General features: G+C 50.6%; 18 protein-coding genes and 1 pseudogene. 3 read left to right on the top strand and 16 right to left on the bottom strand.

Going from position 1 to position 19,798, the window contains the following annotated elements; genetic code table 11:
* Positions 1–158 precede the first annotated feature (158 nt).
* Positions 159–1,319: a serine hydrolase domain-containing protein gene (locus tag D3P09_RS11175; protein ID WP_165867399.1), complete on the bottom strand. Its 1,161-nt coding sequence runs from the start codon at positions 1,317–1,319 to the stop codon at positions 159–161.
* Positions 1,320–1,689: 370 nt separating this feature from the next.
* Positions 1,690–2,535 (bottom strand): sulfurtransferase, encoded by an 846-nt coding sequence (locus tag D3P09_RS11180; RefSeq protein ID WP_120109801.1) that lies wholly within the window; start codon positions 2,533–2,535, stop codon positions 1,690–1,692.
* A 356-nt stretch (positions 2,536–2,891) separates the two neighbouring features.
* Between D3P09_RS11180 and D3P09_RS11185 the strand changes: the two genes are divergently transcribed.
* Both D3P09_RS11185 and D3P09_RS11190 read left to right on the top strand, forming a co-directional pair.
* Positions 2,892–3,038 carry a DUF1540 domain-containing protein gene (locus tag D3P09_RS11185; protein WP_120109803.1) on the top strand — a complete coding sequence of 49 codons (147 nt, stop codon included), beginning with the start codon at positions 2,892–2,894 and terminating at the stop codon, positions 3,036–3,038.
* Positions 3,039–3,237: 199 nt separating this feature from the next.
* Positions 3,238–3,603 carry a hypothetical protein gene (locus tag D3P09_RS11190; protein ID WP_243644083.1) on the top strand — a complete coding sequence of 122 codons (366 nt, stop codon included), beginning with the start codon at positions 3,238–3,240 and terminating at the stop codon, positions 3,601–3,603.
* Positions 3,604–3,758: 155 nt separating this feature from the next.
* On the opposite strand, the gene D3P09_RS11195 is transcribed toward D3P09_RS11190, so the two are convergent.
* Complete coding sequence (locus tag D3P09_RS11195) at positions 3,759–3,974, bottom strand: hypothetical protein (RefSeq protein ID WP_120110762.1); 216 nt, start codon at positions 3,972–3,974, stop codon at positions 3,759–3,761.
* 251 nt (positions 3,975–4,225) lie between these two features.
* Between D3P09_RS11195 and D3P09_RS11200 the strand changes: the two genes are divergently transcribed.
* Positions 4,226–4,534, top strand: coding sequence for a putative quinol monooxygenase (locus tag D3P09_RS11200; RefSeq protein ID WP_120109805.1), 309 nt, complete (start codon positions 4,226–4,228; stop codon positions 4,532–4,534).
* Between the two features lie 1,000 nt (positions 4,535–5,534).
* Here D3P09_RS11200 and D3P09_RS11205 read toward each other — a convergent pair.
* The 13 genes and pseudogenes from D3P09_RS11205 to D3P09_RS28080 form a co-directional block, all read right to left on the bottom strand.
* Entirely contained in the window at positions 5,535–6,863 is a 1,329-nt protein-coding gene (locus D3P09_RS11205; RefSeq protein WP_120109806.1) for an ABC transporter substrate-binding protein, read from the bottom strand.
* 26 nt (positions 6,864–6,889) lie between these two features.
* On the bottom strand, positions 6,890–8,035 hold the full coding sequence (locus D3P09_RS11210; protein ID WP_120109808.1) for an efflux RND transporter periplasmic adaptor subunit: 1,146 nt from the start codon (positions 8,033–8,035) through the stop codon (positions 6,890–6,892).
* 15 nt (positions 8,036–8,050) lie between these two features.
* The gene (locus tag D3P09_RS11215) at positions 8,051–8,917 is read right to left on the bottom strand and encodes a carbohydrate ABC transporter permease (RefSeq protein WP_120109809.1); all 867 of its coding nucleotides are present in this window, start codon (positions 8,915–8,917) and stop codon (positions 8,051–8,053) included.
* 20 nt (positions 8,918–8,937) lie between these two features.
* A complete protein-coding gene (locus D3P09_RS11220; RefSeq protein ID WP_207892475.1) occupies positions 8,938–9,840 on the bottom strand; it encodes a carbohydrate ABC transporter permease in 903 nt (300 codons plus the stop codon).
* A gap of 79 nt (positions 9,841–9,919) precedes the next feature.
* Positions 9,920–11,038, bottom strand: a complete 1,119-nt coding sequence (locus D3P09_RS11225) for a sensor histidine kinase (protein ID WP_120109811.1) — start codon at positions 11,036–11,038, stop codon at positions 9,920–9,922.
* Positions 11,031–11,735 carry a response regulator transcription factor gene (locus D3P09_RS11230; RefSeq protein WP_120109812.1) on the bottom strand — a complete coding sequence of 235 codons (705 nt, stop codon included), beginning with the start codon at positions 11,733–11,735 and terminating at the stop codon, positions 11,031–11,033. The genes D3P09_RS11225 and D3P09_RS11230 overlap by 8 nt, the downstream gene beginning before the upstream one ends.
* Positions 11,736–11,784: 49 nt before the next feature.
* Positions 11,785–12,372 carry a VanZ family protein gene (locus D3P09_RS11235; RefSeq protein WP_120109814.1) on the bottom strand — a complete coding sequence of 196 codons (588 nt, stop codon included), beginning with the start codon at positions 12,370–12,372 and terminating at the stop codon, positions 11,785–11,787.
* A gap of 7 nt (positions 12,373–12,379) precedes the next feature.
* The gene (locus tag D3P09_RS11240; RefSeq protein ID WP_120109816.1) at positions 12,380–13,276 is read right to left on the bottom strand and encodes a M15 family metallopeptidase; all 897 of its coding nucleotides are present in this window, start codon (positions 13,274–13,276) and stop codon (positions 12,380–12,382) included.
* Positions 13,277–13,390: 114 nt separating this feature from the next.
* On the bottom strand, positions 13,391–14,266 hold the full coding sequence (locus tag D3P09_RS11245) for an alpha/beta fold hydrolase (protein WP_120109818.1): 876 nt from the start codon (positions 14,264–14,266) through the stop codon (positions 13,391–13,393).
* A gap of 80 nt (positions 14,267–14,346) precedes the next feature.
* Complete coding sequence (locus D3P09_RS11250) at positions 14,347–14,730, bottom strand: hypothetical protein (RefSeq protein WP_120109819.1); 384 nt, start codon at positions 14,728–14,730, stop codon at positions 14,347–14,349.
* Positions 14,731–14,883: 153 nt separating this feature from the next.
* Positions 14,884–18,744, bottom strand: a complete 3,861-nt coding sequence (locus tag D3P09_RS11255) for an S-layer homology domain-containing protein (RefSeq protein ID WP_165867400.1) — start codon at positions 18,742–18,744, stop codon at positions 14,884–14,886.
* A gap of 229 nt (positions 18,745–18,973) precedes the next feature.
* Positions 18,974–19,555, bottom strand: a complete 582-nt coding sequence (locus D3P09_RS11260; protein WP_120109822.1) for an LOG family protein — start codon at positions 19,553–19,555, stop codon at positions 18,974–18,976.
* An 18-nt stretch (positions 19,556–19,573) separates the two neighbouring features.
* A pseudogene (locus D3P09_RS28080) lies at positions 19,574–19,750 on the bottom strand (MazG nucleotide pyrophosphohydrolase domain-containing protein); the annotation flags it as partial.
* Positions 19,751–19,798 lie beyond the last annotated feature (48 nt).

Below are 19,798 nucleotides of genomic sequence, written 5' to 3' on the forward strand. Positions count from 1 at the left end.
CACCGTATGGGGAGCATAATATTACTGTTCTTGCTATTCATCGGATACAGATTTTCACACGTGGACTCAATTTAGCCTTTCTCGGCTATTCTTCGTCACCGGTGGCAATGGGGGTCTGTGGGTACGAAATCCAATCGCCCCAGCTTTCAGATTGAATTCTACATAATTAACTCCAAACCAAATTTGTAGCTACTCTGATTTATATTTTCCCACTTCACAATTTGATTAATCACTTCTTGAATCATTTTATTTCCCGAGTCGCTGTTTGTTAAGATTACGATTCCATCTCCACTTTTCCTATTCATATAAAAGTTACTTTGGTAGCCTATATTCGTGCCTCCATGAGTTATTAACTCGTGGTCTTCGTTAGAGATAATTAAGAACCCTAATCCATATCTGTTCATTACAGGTGTAAACATCGTATTTAACGATTCCTCGGACAATATATTTCTACCGGCAGGCTGTTTCTCGTCTTCATCTTTTACTAAAGCTGCTACAAATTTCGAATAATCAATGACAGTCGTATGAAGTCCCGCTGCTGCCAATTCTCTGTAGGAAATTATTGGATACGCTTCTCCCGTTTGTTCATACCCAACAGCGAGGTTCCGAACCTCTTCAGAATGTAGAGCGTACAAACTATCGTTCATGTCTAACGGATTTAATATCTCGTTTTTCATAAATTCCGAATATGTTTGCTCCGTTATTTCCTCGACGACTAATTGAAGCAGCGTGTATCCCCCTCCTGAATATCGAAATTGTCCTCCCGGACTATAAACCAACTTAACCTCTTCATCCACACTATTCTTGCCGTTTAATGATTCTTCCAAAGTCGGTAGGTTTTCACCTTCAGGATATCCGGGATAGCCATGTAAGGACAAACCTGCAGTATGACTTAGTAATCCTCTTATCGTGACTTCTTCCTTGTTATACACACTATCGGGAATATGCCATCTGGATAGATAATTTTCTACTGGCATATCTAGCTCAAGCCTTCCCTGCTCTATTAATTTTATTATTCCCCAAGCGGCTACCGGCTTAGAATTGGACGCCACTTGAAAGATCGTATTTTCATCAACTTCAATTTTCTGTTTTACGTCGGCATATCCGAATCCTTCCGCCCACTTTATGTGCCCTTGATGGATAATTGCGATCGCAGCGCCTGGAACTTTATTTTGTTCCATCAATTTTGGGATCTCCGCTTCTAAAAACTCTGGTAAATCCATACCCGCCTTCTCTTCAGAACATCCGACCACTATAAACAAAAAAACCGCAACCATTATTGTAATAGTCTTAACCCAGTATTCTTTCAACCTTTTCAAGATCATAGACCTCCATTACAATTTTGTTATTCCAAATAAAAGATAACATATATCCATTTTTTCCTAAACCTCTCTTTTCGAATGTTGGCACTATGTTGAATGAACAATTTTGAATTTTGAGTTTTTGACTTGATTATTCCGCAACTCCAGTAACCATTTCAAGAGCATGATTTGCTGGCCTTCCTTATGCCCTACAAGATGGTGTACGATATATCGAAGACATCCGAGAGGGTTTTTGGCTCGAATTTCTTGTAATTATTTCCAGATATTGAGCGTTGACTCCGTGTTGACTTCAACACCCCTCAGCCCAACGCAAAGAAGTACACCGCCACATGAGCGATGTACTCCAATTCAGATACTACTATGCTGACTAAGCCTTCTTCTCATCCCCCGTAGCCACCGGATTCTCGCTATACGAGATCCAATCGCTCCAGCTCCCCGCATACAGCTTTACATTCGTAAAGCCCGCTTCCTGCAGGGCGATCACATTCGGAGTTGCCGTTACGCCGGAGCCGCAATACACGATGATGTCGCGGTTTTTGTCCAGATCGGAGAAGCGTTCCGCTTGCTCAGCTCCATCCTTCCAGCTGCCGGACGCCGACAGGCCGTCCTTCCAGAAGCGATTGATGGCGCCTGGGATATGGCCCGCTGCACGGTCAATCGGCTCTGCCTCGCCGCGATAACGCGGCGCTTCGCGGGAATCGATCAGCGTTACGCCCTCTTTGCCCAGCAGCTCCTGCACCTGATCCATCTCCACCAGCATGCTGTGCTCCACCACAGCCAGGAATTTCACTGGAGCTGGCTCAATCACCTCGTCCGTCACAGGATATCCTGCATGGGTCCATGCATCGAACCCTTCGTCCATGACATACACTTGCTCATGTCCCAAATATTTCAGCAGCCACCACAGCCGGGAAGCCATCGCTCCCCCTTGATCGTCGTAAGCCACCACTTTCGTCTCATTGCCGATCCCTGCGCGGCTAAGCGCCACAGTTAGATCGAATATATCCGGCAGCGGATGACGTCCGCCATGCTCATCTACCGGTGCAGACAGATCCTTCTCCAAGTCCAGATAGACCGCGCCCGGAATATGCGATGCTTCATAAGCCTCGCGCCCTGCCTCCGGCTTGCCAAGTACAAAACGGCAATCGGCAATGACGACGTCCGGCGCTCCTATTTGCTCTTTCACCCATGCCATAGATACAATATTGTTCATGTTAGATTCCGTCCTTTCTCATACAACCCATGCGTCCTATTATACGGATTTTTGCCTCATCACAAAAGTCCGCGCCGCCTTTATTTTGGTCCGGCATTAAATAAACCCGCTTCGCTTGAACACAGCGTAACGGGTTCTTATTGAATCATCTATGAAATTCCTATGAAACTTCTGTGCAGCAGCGGTGAACCGCTTGCGATTTCGCCCAACTTCAATGTATTATTAAGTATGAAACACAAATAGCCCTTTGTGCGAAAAAGGGACATGCATGCTAGCGATGACAAGGTGCGAACTTGGGTATCGCCTTGCTGTATTCCATTTGTGTCTTCCATTAATTCCATAAGGAGGTGTCCGCAATGGCTAAAGACGTTCTTTGTGAAGTCGACTCCTGCCGTCACTGGAGCAACGGCAACAAGTGCGCTGCTGAACAAATTTACATCGTATCCAAGCAGCAAGCTAGCACATCGTCGGAAACAGACTGCAAAACATTCGAAGTTAAATAAGTCACATGGAGAAGGAATACATCAGGTGTTCCTTCTTCTTTTTTGATTTTATCAATAACGATAATTATTATCAAGTCTTTTTTTGCTGGAAAAATCCTTCTTTCCGCTTAAATCCCTTTTGCTCCTCCAACATTTTTTTAAAACCGCTTGAAATCCCGTTAATTCCTAGTATAATACTCGGTATAGGAGATTTCAACGATTGGAGCTGTTGAACATGTCACACCCCGATAAAGCTATAGCGGCAAGATGGATCGATGATTATTTGGATCTATACAACTTGGCAGTATCCATTGGCGATGCGGCATGGGAGCAGGACATTCTGCAGACGCTGCAAGACAGCGATAGTCACATCCAGGCTGAAATCAACCATAATGTACAAGCGGAGCTATGGCTGCGCTTCGACAGAATAAATCGCAAGATGCTTGATCTGTACGAGCAGCTTCGCAGCTCTGCCCATACGGACAACGAGAAGCGGCAATTGCAAGAGCAGGTGTGGGAATTCAAAATACAGAGAATTGACATCTCCACTAAGCTGAAGGCACACCATACAGCCCAGCAACGATAATAAACGAAGAGAAAACAAAAAAAGCCGGCATGCAGCTATCTGCTTTGCCAACCTATGTACCAGATCCTATTCCATATATGCATGCAGACAACTGCTCTGCAGTAACAGCGAAGTCCGCCTCGCAGATCGTCATGAATGGCCAGATTCATAGACGATTACATCGATACTTGCTCCATTTCACGCATCATCTTCATCATCATTGTCATCATTTCGTCGCATTCCTGCATCTTCATCATCATCATGTTGGTATCCATGCCATCCATCATGTCCATTTCCTTCATCTTGTCCATCATCATCTTCATGGAGTTCATCTTGCACATCATCTCATCCATGCACATCGTCATCATCATTTGCATTGCCATCTTTTCCACGTCCATTCACCTCCCCATATTTGCTACATTTAAAAAGATACTACAGCCCGCCCATTTTTTCAATACTTTTCTCAAAAAAGGTGTTTCTTTTTATTTTCCGATATGTTATAAATAAAGGTTGTACTTAAAACCTGATTAAGCCGCTTGGTATAATATAACTTCAATGCCTTAGCAAAGCGCTGTCGCTTTTTTACAATACACTAACGGACATCCTAACCTACACTACTTCTAAAACGTTAGGAGCGATGGTTATGAGCAGGTTCGGAATGAATGTCAAATTTACCGCAAAGCCAGGCGAACGGGATAGATTGGTCGATATATTGCTGGAGGGCGAAGACGCCATGCAAGCCATGGAGGAATGCGAGCTGTATATTGTCAATGTCTCGGATACGGAGCCGGATGTCATATGGGTAACCGAGGTATGGAGCAGCCCGGAAGCGCATCGCTCCTCTCTCGACCATCAAGACACAAAGGCTTCGATTGCCCGCGCCATGCCGTTGATCGCCGGAGTGGAGCCGACAATAATCAGACCGGTCGGCGGAAAAGGATTGCGGTTTTAATCCCCGCCCAGCCTCAGCTTCACTGTCTTAAAAGAAGGATAGCTCGAAGAGACACCTCACTTAAAGAATGTGACCAGGCAAAAATGAAGAAATGACGATGCCAGAGATTTATCTCTGCACCGACATTTTTTTTGTTTAATACGATTTTGAGAAGACGTCACTCGTTTTCTATCTAGCCAATCATTGTGGGCACTCCCGTACGTTTCGGCGTTATCTCAGAAATTTAGCGCTTTTGGTGTGTCTAGCGTTGTGTGGCCCCGCTATATCATCTCAAGTTGCGATATCGAATCTCTAACGGTGCTATACGGCACTTTTTCCGAAATTCAGCGCTTTGGTTGCGTATAGTGATGTGTAGCGTCGTTACATCATCTCCAATCGCGATTTCGAGACTCTAACGATGCTATACGGCGCTATTTCCGAAATTCAGCGCTTTTGTCGCATGTAGCGTCGTGTGGCACCGTTATATCATCTCAAGTTACAATTTCGAGACTCTAGCGGTGCTACACGGCGCTATTTCCGAAATTCAGCGCTTTTGCCGCATGTAGCGTTGTGTAGCGTCGTTACATCCTCTCAAATCGCAATTTCGAGACTCTAACGGTGCTATACGGCGCTATTTCTAAAATTCCGCGCTTTTGTCGCATGTAGCGTTGTGTAGCGTCGTTACATCATCTCCAATCGCGATATCGAACCTCTAATGGTGCTATACGGCGCTATTTCTAAAATTCCGCGCTTTTGCCGCATGTAGCGTTGTGTGGCAACGTTACATCCTATCAAATCGCGATATCGAACCTCTAATGGTGCTATACGGCGCTATTTCCGAAATTCAGCGCTTTTGCCGAATGTAGCGTTGTGTGGCACCGTTATATCATCTCAAGTTACTATTTCGAGACTCTAACGGTGCTACACGTCGCTATTTCCGCGATTCTGCCCCTTTAGGCGCATTTAGCGGTGTATGGCACTGCTATCTCGCGTTGTGGGGCGGACCTTTCTTAGCCGCCAGCTACTCGTTCAAAAACGTCGTGGCCCGGTTTTGGATCAGCCCGGCTGCTTCCTCCGCAGTCTTCTGGCCGCTGAAATAAGCGAGCGACTCCTCCCCTACAATGGCAATCACTTTCCCGTCGAGTGCCGCGTATTGATCCGCCGAGTCCAGCAGCTCATTGAACCGGGTGAATTCCGCCTCTTCCGCCTTGACCGTTTGGCCGTCAGGAAGCTGGTAAGAGCCCGCCTGGATTTGCCCCTTGATCTCATCGAGCTTCCCCTCGTTCACCGACTTAAGCAGCGAGAATCCGTCGCGTTCCGGCATCGACTGACCCTCCTCGGACAACATGAAGCTGAGCAGCTTCCATGCCTCCTCCTGTACAGAAGATTTTGCCTGAATCGCAAGCTTGGAGGATGGTATAATCCGCATCATGCCGGATTGCTCTGCGCTATGCGGCTTCTGCATCAGCCGCGGCTGCTCGAATAATGCATGCGTTACGTCAATGACATCAGCCGGCCCTCGCAATACGGCTGAGTAGAATAGCTGCTTATCCAGCTCCCCCGGTTCTGCAGTCATGACGCCTTCATCGTACATGCTCTTTACCTGTTTCAGTAATGCCACAAATTCCGGAGTATCGAACTTTGCTTTTTTCGATGCCTTATCTACATATACGCTGTAGCTGTCGACGGTCATTTCCTGCATTAGCATGTCCGGCGTATATTCCGTCATCGCGTATACCCCATCCTTACCCTGCACCAATTGCTTGGCTATGCCGGCAAAGTCCTGCCACGTCCAGGTCTTCTCATTGATATTGGCATCCTTAAGCTGCCCTCCATCGCCAATGAATGCCCTCAGAGAAAATCTGGACGGAATCGCGTAGGTCCCGCCTTGCTGCTTCATAGCTTTTAATACATTCATATGCAAATTGTCCTGCTTCACATTGTCATCCTGATTCAGCAGATCCTCTACATTCAGAAGAAGACCCTTCGCAACATATTCGTCTGCGGGCAAGCCGTCGATCAGCTCCAGCACATCCGCTCCTTTGCCCGATAGCAAAGCGGTATTGACCGACTTCCGGTATTCCTCCCAGTCCCCGGACTTCAGCTCTTCCCCAGCCTGCTTGTAAGCTTGTATTTGCAGATCGATATTCGGATGCTTGGCTTCGAATTTTTTCTCTAATGCTTCATAATAAGGCGTGGACTGCATGACCGACAATGTAAGTACAGTTTTTCCATCTGCCGTTGCCGTGCCGTCCTTCTTCGTATTGGCCCCGCCGCCCGTGCTGCAAGCGGTCATAGCTGCCAGCATAATTGCCGCCGATAACATAGTCAAACCTAATCTTTTTATCATGGCTTCATACCTCTCCTCTTGAGTTTTTATTGTAGGCGAACCCGATTGCCATCCTGCAGCGGCTCGCTGCTTTCCAGAATGACCAGATCCCCTTCATATAAGCGATCCTGCCCAATCATCGTCTCCCGCTCCGTCGTCTCGCTTGCCTCGATAGGAACCTTGCGGGCTACGAACACATTGCCTAAAGCGCCGCGCTGCTGCTCCACCTTGTATATGTAACGGCTCTCGCCTTCCCGGTGCACCGCTTCGTTCGGGATAATCCATCCCTTACCGGATGTTGCCCGTTCCAGCTTGACCGATACCTGCTCACCTCCTTTCAGAGCGGCATCGGCCACATGAATGCGCAGCTGCTTCTGCCGAACAGCCGCTGGCGCTCCCCCGCTCCCTCCCGCCGAGCCCGCATCGGCAATCTCATCGATTATGCCTTCTAATGATCGGGCCGGCTGCTCTCCCTCGGCCGCGGCTCGCAGCTCAATGGGCTGCTTATGGGCAAGACCCAGGCGATCAACAAGCCCGCTGTCAGCCACGATCTCCAGCCGATAGCCTAGTTCGCTGTTCGTAATCACCACATCAGGCAGGCCAGCGGAGATAAGACCTTCTACTGCATTCACCTTCGTCACAATCCCGTCGAATGGCGCGGCCAGCTCTCTCTGCTGATTCAGCTGCTCCCGCATCCCGTTAATCCTGCGTTGCTGCATGGATATATCAATATTGCGCGTTGCCAGCTCGCGCTTAACCCCTCGCGCAGCGGACTCGTCTCCTTCCACCATCGACATCCTGTATTGCTCCTGCACGCCTTCCAATGCGATCGTCAGCTTCTCCAGCTGCGCAATCTCGTCCTCCAGCTCCCTCTCGGCCGAGGCGCTATTGTACAAGATGAGCTTCTGTCCTTTCTTGACCGCTTGCCCTTCCTTCACCAGCACCTCCCGGACCTTCCAGCCGGCCGCGTTCGGCAGCTCCGCCTGATTGACCGGCTGCAGTATGCCGCTGCCCTCCAGCTTGTACTTCATTCCCCCGATTGCCACAAGACCGGTCCTCGCCTTCGGCAAGGTCACCGACTGCAGCGTATTGCTGAATAACGTGAAGAACAGCAGCACTGCGGCCAACAGCAGCATCACGGCGGCGATCCATCTCTTCCGCTTGCGGTCAACCTGCTCCTTCGATAACTCCATCCTTGCCTTCCCCTCCTACCCCTTGATTCCAGACAACTGAACACCTTCGATGAAATACGTCTCCGCGTACAGGAACAGCAGCACCATCGGAGCCATATACAGCATCGACGCCGCAAACACCGTATCCCATTCGCCGCTTAACCTCGACAGAAATACCGATAAAGGCTGCTTGAACGGATCGTCTATAAAAATCAGCGGCTGCTCGACCATATTCCAGTAATCGACGAACAACAGCACGACCAGTGCGGCAAGCCCCGGCTTTACCATGGGCACAATAACCGTCAGAAATATTCGCAGATGGCCAGCCCCGTCCATCTTCGCCGCTTCGATGTAGGCATACGGAATATGCAGCATGAACTGGCGCAGCATGAATACGCCGAAGGCTGCAAAGATGCCTGGAAGGATGACAGCGCCGGATGTATGCAGCAAGCCCAGCTTATCCGCCATGATATAGTTCGGAACTAGCGTGACCTGGAAGGGCATCAGCATCGTCAGCAGATACACCAGGAACAAGGAATCGCGGCCGCGGAAGCTCAGCTTCGCAAAGGCATAGGCCGCCATCGCCGCGACTGCTGTCTGCCCAAGGATAATGGGGACGACCAAGCCTGCCGAATTCCAAAACAGCAGCAAATAGTTAGGCGAATAGACCAGCAGCTCGCCGTATTGCGCCAGAGTCACCTTGTCCGGCAGCCATTTCAGATTGACGAATGTATCGGCTCCCGTCGCCGTCACCTCTGTGAGCTTCCCGATCGTCCCATAGTTGATGAGCAGCTCCCCTCCGGTCATCAGCGAATTGGTAAAGGTAATGACAATCGGGAACAGCAGCAGCAATCCAATCAACCCCAGCAATAGCGTTAACAAGCTTTTATGTATCGTTGTCATGACTCGCAAGACTTCACCCCCTACTCCATAAACCGGCGATACCGGCGCTCGAGGCCGAACAGCCCAAGAACAACGGCCATGATGCCGCAGACCATCAGCGCGGCCGCGGCCGTCAGCTTCTGAATATCCAGCGACACGAACATGTTGTTCATGTAATGCTGCAGCATATAGATGCTGTCATGCGGGTAATCGCCTGCCAGCAAATACGTCTCCCGGAATACCTTAAAGGAATTGATGATCGACATAATGACCACGAAGAACGTCGTAGTCGTCAAATAAACCAGCGTAATACTGTAAAATTGGCGAAAGCGCCCGGCCCCTTCAAGCTGTGCCGTCTCGTAATAATCCTTCGGAATTTGCTGAAGGCCAGCCAGGAACAAAATGACGTTGTACCCGACGTTTTTCCATAGATACACGGCAATGACCACATTCCGCGCGGCTTCCGTCTTCATCCAGTCCACCCGGCTGATGCCGAACCAGCTGAGCGCATAATTCAACACCCCATTCCAGTCAAAAATCATCTGCCAGATGATGATGACAGAGGCGACAGGAACGACAAGCGGCAAGACATAGGAAGTCCGCAGCCATTTGCGCAGATAGATCTGGCCGTTCAGCAACAGCGCCAGCCCCAGAGACAACGCCAGCATCAGCGGAACGCTAACCGCGCTGAAATAAAAGGTATTGGAAGCCGCCTTCCGGAACGACTCGCTGGCCAGCAGCTCCCGGTAATTCGCCAGGCCAGCGAAGCCTCCCTCAGAGGCGTTGCTCATGAATGAATACATCACCCCCATGACAAACGGGATCAGATAGAACACGGCAAAGCCGGCTGCGCTCGGCGCGAGCAGCAGCCAGGCCGCCGCTGCGTCCCGGCGCATCCACCGGGCTATGCCCCGCTGAGCGCGCAAAAAAACCCACTTCTTCATCTTTCAGTCCTCCTGCCGTTAATGCTCTAAGCATAGGCCAGACTGTTAAAATAAGAAGTGGGGTAATCCTTAACTTTCCCTAAAATGGATGAGTTTGCACACTTGAATCCAAGATCGGCAATCGCACCTCGAATTCGGTGCGTATGACATCGCTTTGCACCGATATGGCGCCTTCGTGCTGTTCGACGATGTTCTTCGCGATAAACAAGCCAAGCCCGGTGCTGCCCTCCTGATGGGTACGCGCTCGATCTCCGGTGAAGAACATATCGAACACATGCGGAAGCTCGTCAGGCGGAATGAATCTGCCGTAATTGGTTACTTGAATGACGACCTGCCCCTCCTCCTGGCTGCCGCGAATATCGATATACTCGCCGTCTGTGCCGTAACGAACGGCATTGGACAGCAGATTCTCGAATACGCGCGCAAGCACGTCGCCGTCACCGGAAACCATCAGATTGGGCTCTATCGTAAGGCGCGCAGTCAGCTCGTTTTTCTCAAATACCGGATACATCTCTTCGCTTAATTGAGTCAGCAGCTCGCCCAGATCAAGCGGCGCCCGGCGGATATTCAGCTTACCGTAATTCATTCGCGTAATTTCGAACAGCTCGTCAATCAGCTTCTCCAGCCGCTGCGACTTCGTGAAGGCGATCGTTGTATAATGCTTCATCTGGTCCGCGGTCAGATCCTTGCCTTGCAGGATAAAATCCAAATACCCGATGACAGATGTCAGCGGGGTTCTCAAATCATGCGCAAGGTTAAGCACCAGCTGCTCCTTGCTGTTCTCGGCGAAATCGCCCCGCTCCACCGCCTGCTTCAGCTTCTCGCTGGCAAGGTTGATGTCCCGGGCAATGTCTCCGATCTCATCTTTGGTCGGAATATGGACCCGATGGGAGAAGTCGCCTCCGGCGAGCTGGTTGATCCCTTGCGATATTTCGCGGAAATAAGCAACATACCGCCTGGTCAGCAGATAGAAGTATAGAAAAGAGATCGGAAAAAAAAGAATCAAAAACGCGTTGATATCGCCGATATCCCGAATCGCCTCGCGGACCTGGAACATCGGATTCTCGCGCAGGAGCGTATAATAATATTGCTGCAGCACCAAATAGATCAGGAAGGTAGTGGCTGCGGACAGCAGCATGCTGAGCACGAAGAGACGGACCATCTGGAAGCGGAAGCTGCGGAATTTGGGCTTAGCCATTGAACGCATAACCTACTCCCCACACCGTCCGGATCAGCTTGTTCTTATGCTGGTCCTCTCCCAGCTTCTTGCGAAGTGTCCGAATGTGAACCATCACCGTATTCCCGCTTTCATAATACGCCTCGCCCCACACCCGCTGGAAAATATGCTCCGAGCTGAACACCTTCTTGGGATGGCTGGCGAGCAGCACCAATATATCGAATTCCTTGGGCGTAAGCTCGACCGGCTCGCCGTACAGGAACACGTTGCGCTGATCGGGATAGATTACAAGCCCGCCAGCCTCCAGCATGGACGTATCCTCCGCAGGGGCAGCCATCGACGGATTCAGCTGGATGAAGCGGCGCAGCTGGGCGTTCACCCGGGCTACCAGCTCCATAGGGTTGAATGGCTTGGTCATATAATCATCGGCGCCGCGAACGAGACCCGTGATCTTATCCAGATCGGTCGCCTTGGCGCTAAGAAAAATAATCGGCAAATGATATTTCTCGCGGATAAGCCGTGTCAGCTCGTATCCGTCGATCTTGGGCATCATAATATCTAATATCGCCAGATCTACGGACTGCATGCGAATCAAATCGAGCGCTTCTTGGCCGTCAATGGCTTTCAGGCAGCGATAGCCCTCTTTGACCAGATGCAGCTCGAGCAGATCGGCAATTTCCGCCTCGTCATCCGCGATGAGTATGGTGATCGATTTCATGACATTCTCTCCTTTTCAAGGACAAGCATAACCGAGTCAGGCTTGCGTTTCAAATGCTGTTTTTATCCGATGTGCCGCGGATGGCACGAGCAGCTGACCGGTATGCCGCAAAGCCTAGCATTCCTCCTATGGTATTGAGCAAGAGGTCATCGACGTCGAACTGGCCGATCATGAACAGCAGCTGCGCGGTCTCCAGGCACAGGCTCAAGAGGAAGGCGCAAAGCAATACTTTCATTCCCGCCAGCTTGTTGCGTGCGAACATCATTCCCAACAGGATGCCAAGCGGCATAAAGATCGCCACGTTGCCAATCAGGTTATACCTGTCGTGGCTGCTGAACGATTGCAGGGAACGGGAAATTTCCTGAAAGAGAACCAGATTGCCGCTCTCCAGCCGCTGCGAGAGCAAGTCCGGCTGCTGCAGTCCGGCGAGCAGGCGGCTCCACAGAAACCCCATATCCAAAGAATGAAACTTCAACAAAATGATCTTAACCAGCAAATATACATATAGGACTAGAACAGCCCAGAGAAGCAGCTTGCTCAGCGGGCTATTCCCTCCTGCTATACTTTTACGAGGATGGACACTCCTATTATTCGTCCCTGCTCCTCTTGCTGCCACCGTCTCCATCCTCGTATTCATCCGCTCTTCACTCTCCTTGTCCTGTTGATTGGCGCACCGTCACGATCACGCCGTCCTGATTGTTGCCGGAGATTTCATATTCGCCTTGCACCGGCACGTCGATCTTGGAATTCCGGGTTACCGGATAATAGAAGACGTGATAGCGATCCTCGCCGACCTTTGTGCTCACCGATTGCTGATCCTTCAGAAACGCCAGATATTCCTCTAGCACGAGGTTCTTCTCTTTCATAATCGCGCTATGCGGCAAACCGACGTAGCGAAAATGCCACGGCTCGAATTGAACGCCGGTAATCGCTGTCTTATCCTCGGGAAAGCGCAAAACAAACCCGTATTTCCATGAGTGGTCTATTAGCCACTTCCCTTCGGGGGCACGGCTCATTTCGGCCTGTGAGGAGCCGATATCCATGGATAGGCCGACATTGTGCTCGCTATACCCAGGGGGATTGGCAATCTGCGCCCCCAATGTGCGATACAGCTCCTCTTGATCGGCTTCACTCCGAAAGCCGCTGCTGATCAAGAAGCCGGCTATTCCTTCCTGTGCCGCATCCTTGACCATCCTGCTGAACTTCCCAGCCAGCCGGGGCGACAGCAGCACCCTATTATCCAACACGCCGAAGCCGTCGATCAACTGGGGATTTCTGACCAGGCTTACCGCTTCCGACTCCGCGTCAATTCCATCCGGAACCGGATGGTCTTTGTTGATGAGCAGCAGGTCTCCCCGGTAGATCATTCCTTCCGATACGTCTATCGTAAAGCCGTCCCTTTGAGCTGGCGCATCGGGCTTCATCCCGTGTTCTATGCCAGATAGCGATTCATCGGGCAAGCTGCTTATTCCCGTCTTCCACTTCGTCCATCCATAGCCTAGCAGCAGCAAAACCACAAGACAAAAAACCCATTTCTTCATGCTCCAGCTTCCTCCTTATCCTTCTATTCTTGAAGAATAAAGAAAACTGTTAAAAAAGAAATGGGGCCAAATTTAAAGTTTTTCTTAAATGGAAGGCCGGCTTGCAGACAGCGGTTAGTCCCGCCCCGCTTCGTACAGCTTCTGCGCCACCATAGCCGGTCTTGTGCGCGAATCGGTCATATGGTCGCCGTCTCCGACGATCAGGCGGAAAGTGCCAAGCCTGGAAGCCATGCGCGGATACCAGCCGTAGCCTTCCCCGCCTGCAAAAACATTGTCCTGATAGAAGAACAGATAGCTCTTGGGCGCAGGAAGCGCATAAAACGCTTTGAGATCCAGCTTCTCGAAGAGCGGCTTTGCCGGCTCCGGCGTGATACGCGCATACATCTGCCGAGCAACATCGAGCGCCGCTGTATTGACGAATAAATCCCGGAACAGCGGAAATGGAAGCATAATCGTATCGTCATGCGATGCCGCTCGAAGCTGCTCGAAGCCTTGCCTCGTTGCGTGTGGCAGCTCATCGGCAAGCGCCTCGCCGTCATTTAATACAAAGGCGTCCCAAAAGACGAGTCGCTTGATCCGCTCCGGGATCTGTTCCGCCGCCTTCTGAATGACTGTCCCGCCGAAGCTGTGTCCGACGAGAATAATGTCATGCAGATTCATTCTCCTTACATACTCAACAACAGACTCTGTGATCATCTCATGCGTGACCGCTTTGTTCGGATCATCGCCATGGCCTGCATACTCCGGCGTGTAGACCGTATGCCCTCTCCTGCGCAGCTCCGCTGCAATGCCATCCCAGAAGTGCGCATCGGCCCAGGACCCATGCACTAGCACAAAGGTAAGCAGCTGCTGCGGATGAAGCAGATAGCTTTCTTGAACCTCTCTGACGCCATACGGCCACGTCCAGCCGCTAGAGAAATAAGGATAGTTATCATAACCGGGGGGCACAAACCGGTAGAAATCATACGATTGAGGGCAATAGGGAAACATGGGTCAACATCCTCTCCACTTGTCATCATTCAGCGTATGCCCAATGATATGGCGAGGTTCTGCTGCTTCATCCTCTCCTATTACTTCTCCACAACTTCCCATTCCAGCTCAACAGATGCATCTTCTATAAAGTGAAGGAGCGCAGACTCCACCAGCTCGAAGCCCACGATATATTTCTGAGGAAATTCGCAGGCTTGGCCGCCAACGGTAATCTCCACAAAATCATCCTCTTCCTCAGAGCCTAGCAGGTTATGAATCGCTGTGCCTGTCTCAACCGATACAATGAATTCGCCGCTGCCGCCGCCAATCATAATCATATGGCCCTGATGCTGGACGGTGACCTGACTGCGTGTGAAGCCGTCCATCCGCCCAATGATTTCGAGGCACTTATCTATCGTGGCATCGGGATGTTCGATGGTGCTCGCTATCGCTCCCTTACGCTCTTCCTCATAAATGGTAATCACCGGGGTCAACACTCCTTTTACTAGCTTATAAGATATGTCCATGATATAAAGGTCTGGAATAAATTGCAATTCCGTCAAAGCTGCTTTACATAAGAAGAAGGCCGCCGAATGGACCGGCGGCCTTGTATTAGCTATTAATCAAATTAGACTTCTTCAATAATTTCGTATAACTTCAATCTCGCCGCTAAGATAATATTTCGCTTGCAACGATTGCGATGCGGAGCCAATCGCTCCTGAAGCCCAGTGGGCAGCAGGCACATCCGACCATGCCTGATCCTCTGCGATGTACATCGGACGCACGAGCACCCGATTCAAGATGGCGACCGCTTCCGCCCGCGTCACACTGCGGTTTGGACGGAAGCTTCCGTCTGCATAGCCGTTGATCCAGCCTTCATGCTCAGCGGATGCAATGGCAGCAGAAGCCCAATGCGCGCTCGCATCCGGGTAGCTTGCTGGCCCTGATCCTTGCAGCTCGCGCCATCTTACGAGTATGCTTGCCAGCTCCGCTCGCGTCAGCGCCTTGGATGGATGGAACCAACCATCCGGGTAGCCGCTCATCCAGCTATGGCCAGCAGCATAGGCAATAGCCTCTGCCGCCCAATGCGATTGCGGCACATCGGCGAATATCGTATTCGTACCGCTGCCTACGGAAGCCTTGCCTGCTTGCATAGACAGCTTCATTAGCAGCATAGCAAGCTCTGCCCGCGTTACAGCCCGCTCAGGCGCGAAGCTGCCATCTGCGTTCCCGTTAATGTAACGCTCATACGTGAGGGCAATTGGCTCAGCCTGCAGCAACACGGCACGAGAAGAGGACTGGAGCTCTATCACAACCGCAATGGCCTGACCACCTGCATTATAGCGTACGGTTGCCGGCAAGAGAGCCGTTGTTCCGTTCCTTTCCACGAAAACAGCCAGCTTGCGCAGCTCCGTCACTTCTAGGCCGGCAGGCAGCGGAAGAACGAGCGCACCTTTGCTAACCGATCCGTTTGCCGCAAAATCGATGGTCTCCCCTACCGGCTTAGCCTGCCACTTCTTGCCCTCCGGCCCATTTTCCAGCTTGCTCAGCCATTGTCCGGTCTCGCTAGAGTCGCGCAATGCCCGTACACTCACATTCAGCTCTCCATCTCCTCCGACCTCGACATCTGCCGGGATCTCGTAAGCTGCATCCCCGATGCCCAGCGTGATTTTGACATGATGTCCCTTCAACTGCAACATTGCTTTGGACGAAATATTGAATGCTATGGAGCCCTCAGGCAAAGCTTGTCCAAGGGGTTCAATGCGCAGCTCATTTTCCTTATCGCTTTGAACTAGGCTAACCAGCGAAGCTGCATCGTCCACTTTCAACTCAAACAGAGGCTGGCCGTTCTGGCTGCTTCTGATCGTCTCGTCCAGTCCCGCCCATTCCTTGCCGTTCAGCTTGGCGGAGAAGACTTTGGTTGAGATGCTGCTTCCTGAGGAGGCCAGCCTCTCGCGCGTGGCTTCAATCGTATAGGTCCGCTTCACAGAAGCAAGCGGAGCTGTGACGTCAATCCGAATCGTATTCACGCCAGGGCTTAGCAATACGGAGAGCGAGTCTCCTGCGGCAAGCTGCCTTCCATTCACAGATACGGATGCCGCAGCCTCTTCTGACTCAGCCTTCAGCATAATGGAAGGCACATCACTCGCCACTTGCAGCGTATAGCGAAGCTGGTCCGGGGCGAATTCCGGCGACAACGAAAGCTCCTCACCGCTGCCTTTAATAATAAGTGCAGCAAGCCTTGCATTTGTACTCCGGATATTGCTGATTTCAATCCTGGCTATAGCCTCGTTGCCTGCCGCATCGCGGGTATAGACGGTATATGTTCCGTTCTCAGTCGCTTCCAAGACCAGCGTATCTGTAATGTCCTGAATTTGCCCTTCGCGAAAATATTCGATTGGCAAGTCGCCTTCCGCCCAATAAACTTTTTTGATTGTATTGCCGTCCCCTAACGCTGTGGCCTTGACCGTCACAGACACCGTATCCCCTGTTGGCTGCGTTGTATCTGGCGTTAACTCCAGCGTCGGCTTTGCTGTCAGAATATTAGCGATGCTAATTTGCTGCAACGTCTGATTGCCAGCCTGATCCGTTGCAATCACCGTATATGTGCCGTTGGAATATACCTCGAATTCGCCATTTTCAACTTCATTTGAGAACCATGGAAGATCCGGCATTGGGGCTGACGATGACCAGCGCACCTCGCTAATTCCGCTTTCATCATCCTCGGCAGTTACCGTGATCACGACATAATCATTGGTTGGAGCTGTTATATCAGGCGTTAATGCGAGCCTCGGCGCAGTACGGTCAATATTGGTTATATCAATGGAAGCCACGCTCTCGTTCCCGGCTTTATCTCTTGCATACACGGAATACTTGCCATTGTCCATTCCTTCGAACTCTGATTCGGCAAGGATATCATTCCCGCCGCCAGAAGCGAAGAATGCAGGCTCCTGCTCGCCTGCTGCCCAGCGCAGAGCAGCCAGGGCGTTGCCATCGGCTTCGCCTTCCGTGCTGGCTGCAACATCTACGAATACAGTATCTCTTGTAGGCGTATCAGGAAATAGCGTTAACGTCAGCTGCGGCGCTTGCTTGAACACATTAGATATCGTAATTGAAGCTAATCCATGATTGCCTGCTGTATCCTCTACATACACGCTATAAACTCCATTGCTGCTGGCATCAAATTGATCAGTGAACGATGTGCCCTCTCCTCCTTGGAAGTAGGCCGCAGTTCTCAAACCCTCTGCCCAAAGCTGCTTGCTTATTGCCACATTATCGGATGCCGCAGCTTGTACTATTACATTCGCATTGGTCAGCTCCGTTGTGCTTGCTGTAAGGGCAACGCTCGGCGCCACGCGATCGATATTGGACACCGTCACCGGCAGCAACGTCACGTTGCCTATAACATCTCTGGCGTATACGGTGTAATCCCCATTATCAGCCGCCATAAATGAATTCGTCAGCAAGGTGCCCCCTGCCACAAAGTAGCTCTCCGCTTGATTCCCAGCCGCCCACTTCAGCAGCTGCACGCCGCTTAACGCATCGCTGGCCTGAATCTGGACCGCTACATTCTGAGTCGTCGCTCCACTAGGCGTGAGCGTATGGGAGAGAGTTGGTCCCGTTTTGTCGTAGATCACAGTTGTACCATCTGTTGCTCCAGTGACGACTGGACCAGGCGTACCGTCAATCGAGAATATGGAAGCAGACACCGGCAATGTGCCTTCGCTTATATCATCAGTCAGGTCAAAACTGGCGCTCCAATTCGTGCCGGAGCCTGATACTGTCAATTCCACCCCTGCCACCTTGATGACAGGCGGGGCAATTGGGATATCGCTCTGCAACGCAATCGTCACCGTATCCCCTGGCTTCGCATAGTCAGCATGTCCGCTATTGGATGTAATGGTTAGTGACTGCACATTTGGCGCTGTTCGATTAATCGTATAGTCCGCAAAAGTATGGTTGATTGTATTGTGCCAGCCGTCGGTAAACTCAACAAGCGACGCCCAAATGGCGTCAGCGGGTATATGGAAAGCATCGGATACCGTATATGTATCCACACCATTCACCGAATAGCGAAATACCGTGTTGCCAATTGGATTGATATTAAGGCTTTCAACTTGAAAAGAAGATATGGTTGCCCAAGCGGCCGTCGCCGGGATGCTCATAGGGTCAGTCGTCTGTTCAATCTCGCCGAAATTGCTATAGGTAAACACCTTGTTCCAGCTATTTCGAGTCCAGCTGCCATCGTAATAGTTGGATACTGTTACCCATTTGGCAGCAGCCGGCGGCGTCGAGCTTTGCTGCACTACGCCATTATGGCTAAAGGTATATTCCGTGACATGACTGGAATATATTCTGTTGGAATAGGTCTCATAACTCGTCATAATCTGTACTTGATAAGCTGCTGCGCTAACCTTAGCCACATATGCAAACGATCCGATAAGAGGCAGCAGAAGCGTAATCATGGCTACCGTGGAGAAAAACCTTCTTTTTTTCATGCGAATGTCCCTTTCATTCATAATCTTGATTCCATCCGTAATCTTAATGGATAACCAGGCATATAACTATTCCCCATTTGGGGGATTGTTCCGATAGAACAGCCTCTTAACAATCACAAAAAAACAGAGCATCGGCATCCGGCACCGAGCTCTGTTCTATCTTTTTCTATTCTATTCTCTGATCGGACCCAATAACGGACATTATCGAAGATAGCAAGTACCTAAACAATCAAGTGCGCTGTTCATTCAGATAGGTTTTGACAGAAGGGGCTTCATAATTCGAGAACTGCTGCAAGATTCCTTCTGGCGTGTCGTCTGTGATGACCATAGTACGATACTTCGGCTGCATGAATTGTTCCCTCTGCATGACATTAAACATAGACACAATCGGATCAAAATAGTGATTAATATTCAATAAGCCACACGGCTTGCGATGCAACCCCAGCTGGCCCCAAGTAAAGATTTCGAAAAACTCTTCCATAGTCCCAGGTCCGCCAGGCAGAGCGATGAATCCATCTGCCAATTCAGCCATCTTGGCCTTGCGCTCATGCATGGAATCCACCATCACAAGCTCTGTCAGCCCTTTATGCGCAATTTCCCGATCCTGCAAAAAGAATGGAAGCACCCCGATCACGCTGCCTCCTTGCTCCAGCACAGCATCAGCAACCGCGCCCATCAGCCCGACATTGGCGCCGCCATAAATAAGAGTAATCTGTCGTTCAGCCAGCGCATGGCCTAGCCTCACTGCACTTTCTTTATAAATAGAAGAGGCTCCTTCGCTGGAGCCGCAAAAGACGGCGATCGATTTCATAATCACACACTCCAATTATTATTCTGTAGAATAGCGTGCTTCAAGCTTTTGCTTATGCGCTTTTAAAATATCTTCAAGAGTTATATCATATCGATTGGCAATGACAATAAGATTCCTCAGCACATCTCCAAGCTCTTCCGTCAGATCGGATTTGTTCACCTCGTAGGTGCCTTCTGCCTCATCAGGGCGATCTCGTCACAAAAAATCATACCATAATGGATAAGCGCTAGCTACGCCTAGCTC

The sequence above is a fragment of the Paenibacillus pinisoli genome (genome assembly GCF_003605435.1).
Lineage (GTDB): Bacteria > Bacillota > Bacilli > Paenibacillales > Paenibacillaceae > Pristimantibacillus > Pristimantibacillus pinisoli.

Bases quoted from the DNA above. Each gene is read 5' to 3' on its own strand.
- D3P09_RS11180 (WP_120109801.1), bottom strand. From the start codon at position 2,535: ATGAACAATATTGTATCTATGGCATGGGTGAAAGAGCAAATAGGAGCG.
- D3P09_RS11185 (WP_120109803.1), top strand. From the start codon at position 2,892: ATGGCTAAAGACGTTCTTTGTGAAGTCGACTCCTGCCGTCACTGGAGC.
- D3P09_RS11200 (WP_120109805.1), top strand. From the start codon at position 4,226: ATGAGCAGGTTCGGAATGAATGTCAAATTTACCGCAAAGCCAGGCGAA.
- D3P09_RS11205 (WP_120109806.1), bottom strand. From the start codon at position 6,863: ATGATAAAAAGATTAGGTTTGACTATGTTATCGGCGGCAATTATGCTG.
- D3P09_RS11210 (WP_120109808.1), bottom strand. From the start codon at position 8,035: ATGGAGTTATCGAAGGAGCAGGTTGACCGCAAGCGGAAGAGATGGATC.
- D3P09_RS11215 (WP_120109809.1), bottom strand. From the start codon at position 8,917: ATGACAACGATACATAAAAGCTTGTTAACGCTATTGCTGGGGTTGATT.
- D3P09_RS11220 (WP_207892475.1), bottom strand. From the start codon at position 9,840: ATGAAGAAGTGGGTTTTTTTGCGCGCTCAGCGGGGCATAGCCCGGTGG.
- D3P09_RS11225 (WP_120109811.1), bottom strand. From the start codon at position 11,038: ATGGCTAAGCCCAAATTCCGCAGCTTCCGCTTCCAGATGGTCCGTCTC.
- D3P09_RS11230 (WP_120109812.1), bottom strand. From the start codon at position 11,735: ATGAAATCGATCACCATACTCATCGCGGATGACGAGGCGGAAATTGCC.
- D3P09_RS11235 (WP_120109814.1), bottom strand. From the start codon at position 12,372: ATGAATACGAGGATGGAGACGGTGGCAGCAAGAGGAGCAGGGACGAAT.
- D3P09_RS11240 (WP_120109816.1), bottom strand. From the start codon at position 13,276: ATGAAGAAATGGGTTTTTTGTCTTGTGGTTTTGCTGCTGCTAGGCTAT.
- D3P09_RS11245 (WP_120109818.1), bottom strand. From the start codon at position 14,266: ATGTTTCCCTATTGCCCTCAATCGTATGATTTCTACCGGTTTGTGCCC.
- D3P09_RS11255 (WP_165867400.1), bottom strand. From the start codon at position 18,744: ATGAAAAAAAGAAGGTTTTTCTCCACGGTAGCCATGATTACGCTTCTG.
- D3P09_RS11260 (WP_120109822.1), bottom strand. From the start codon at position 19,555: ATGAAATCGATCGCCGTCTTTTGCGGCTCCAGCGAAGGAGCCTCTTCT.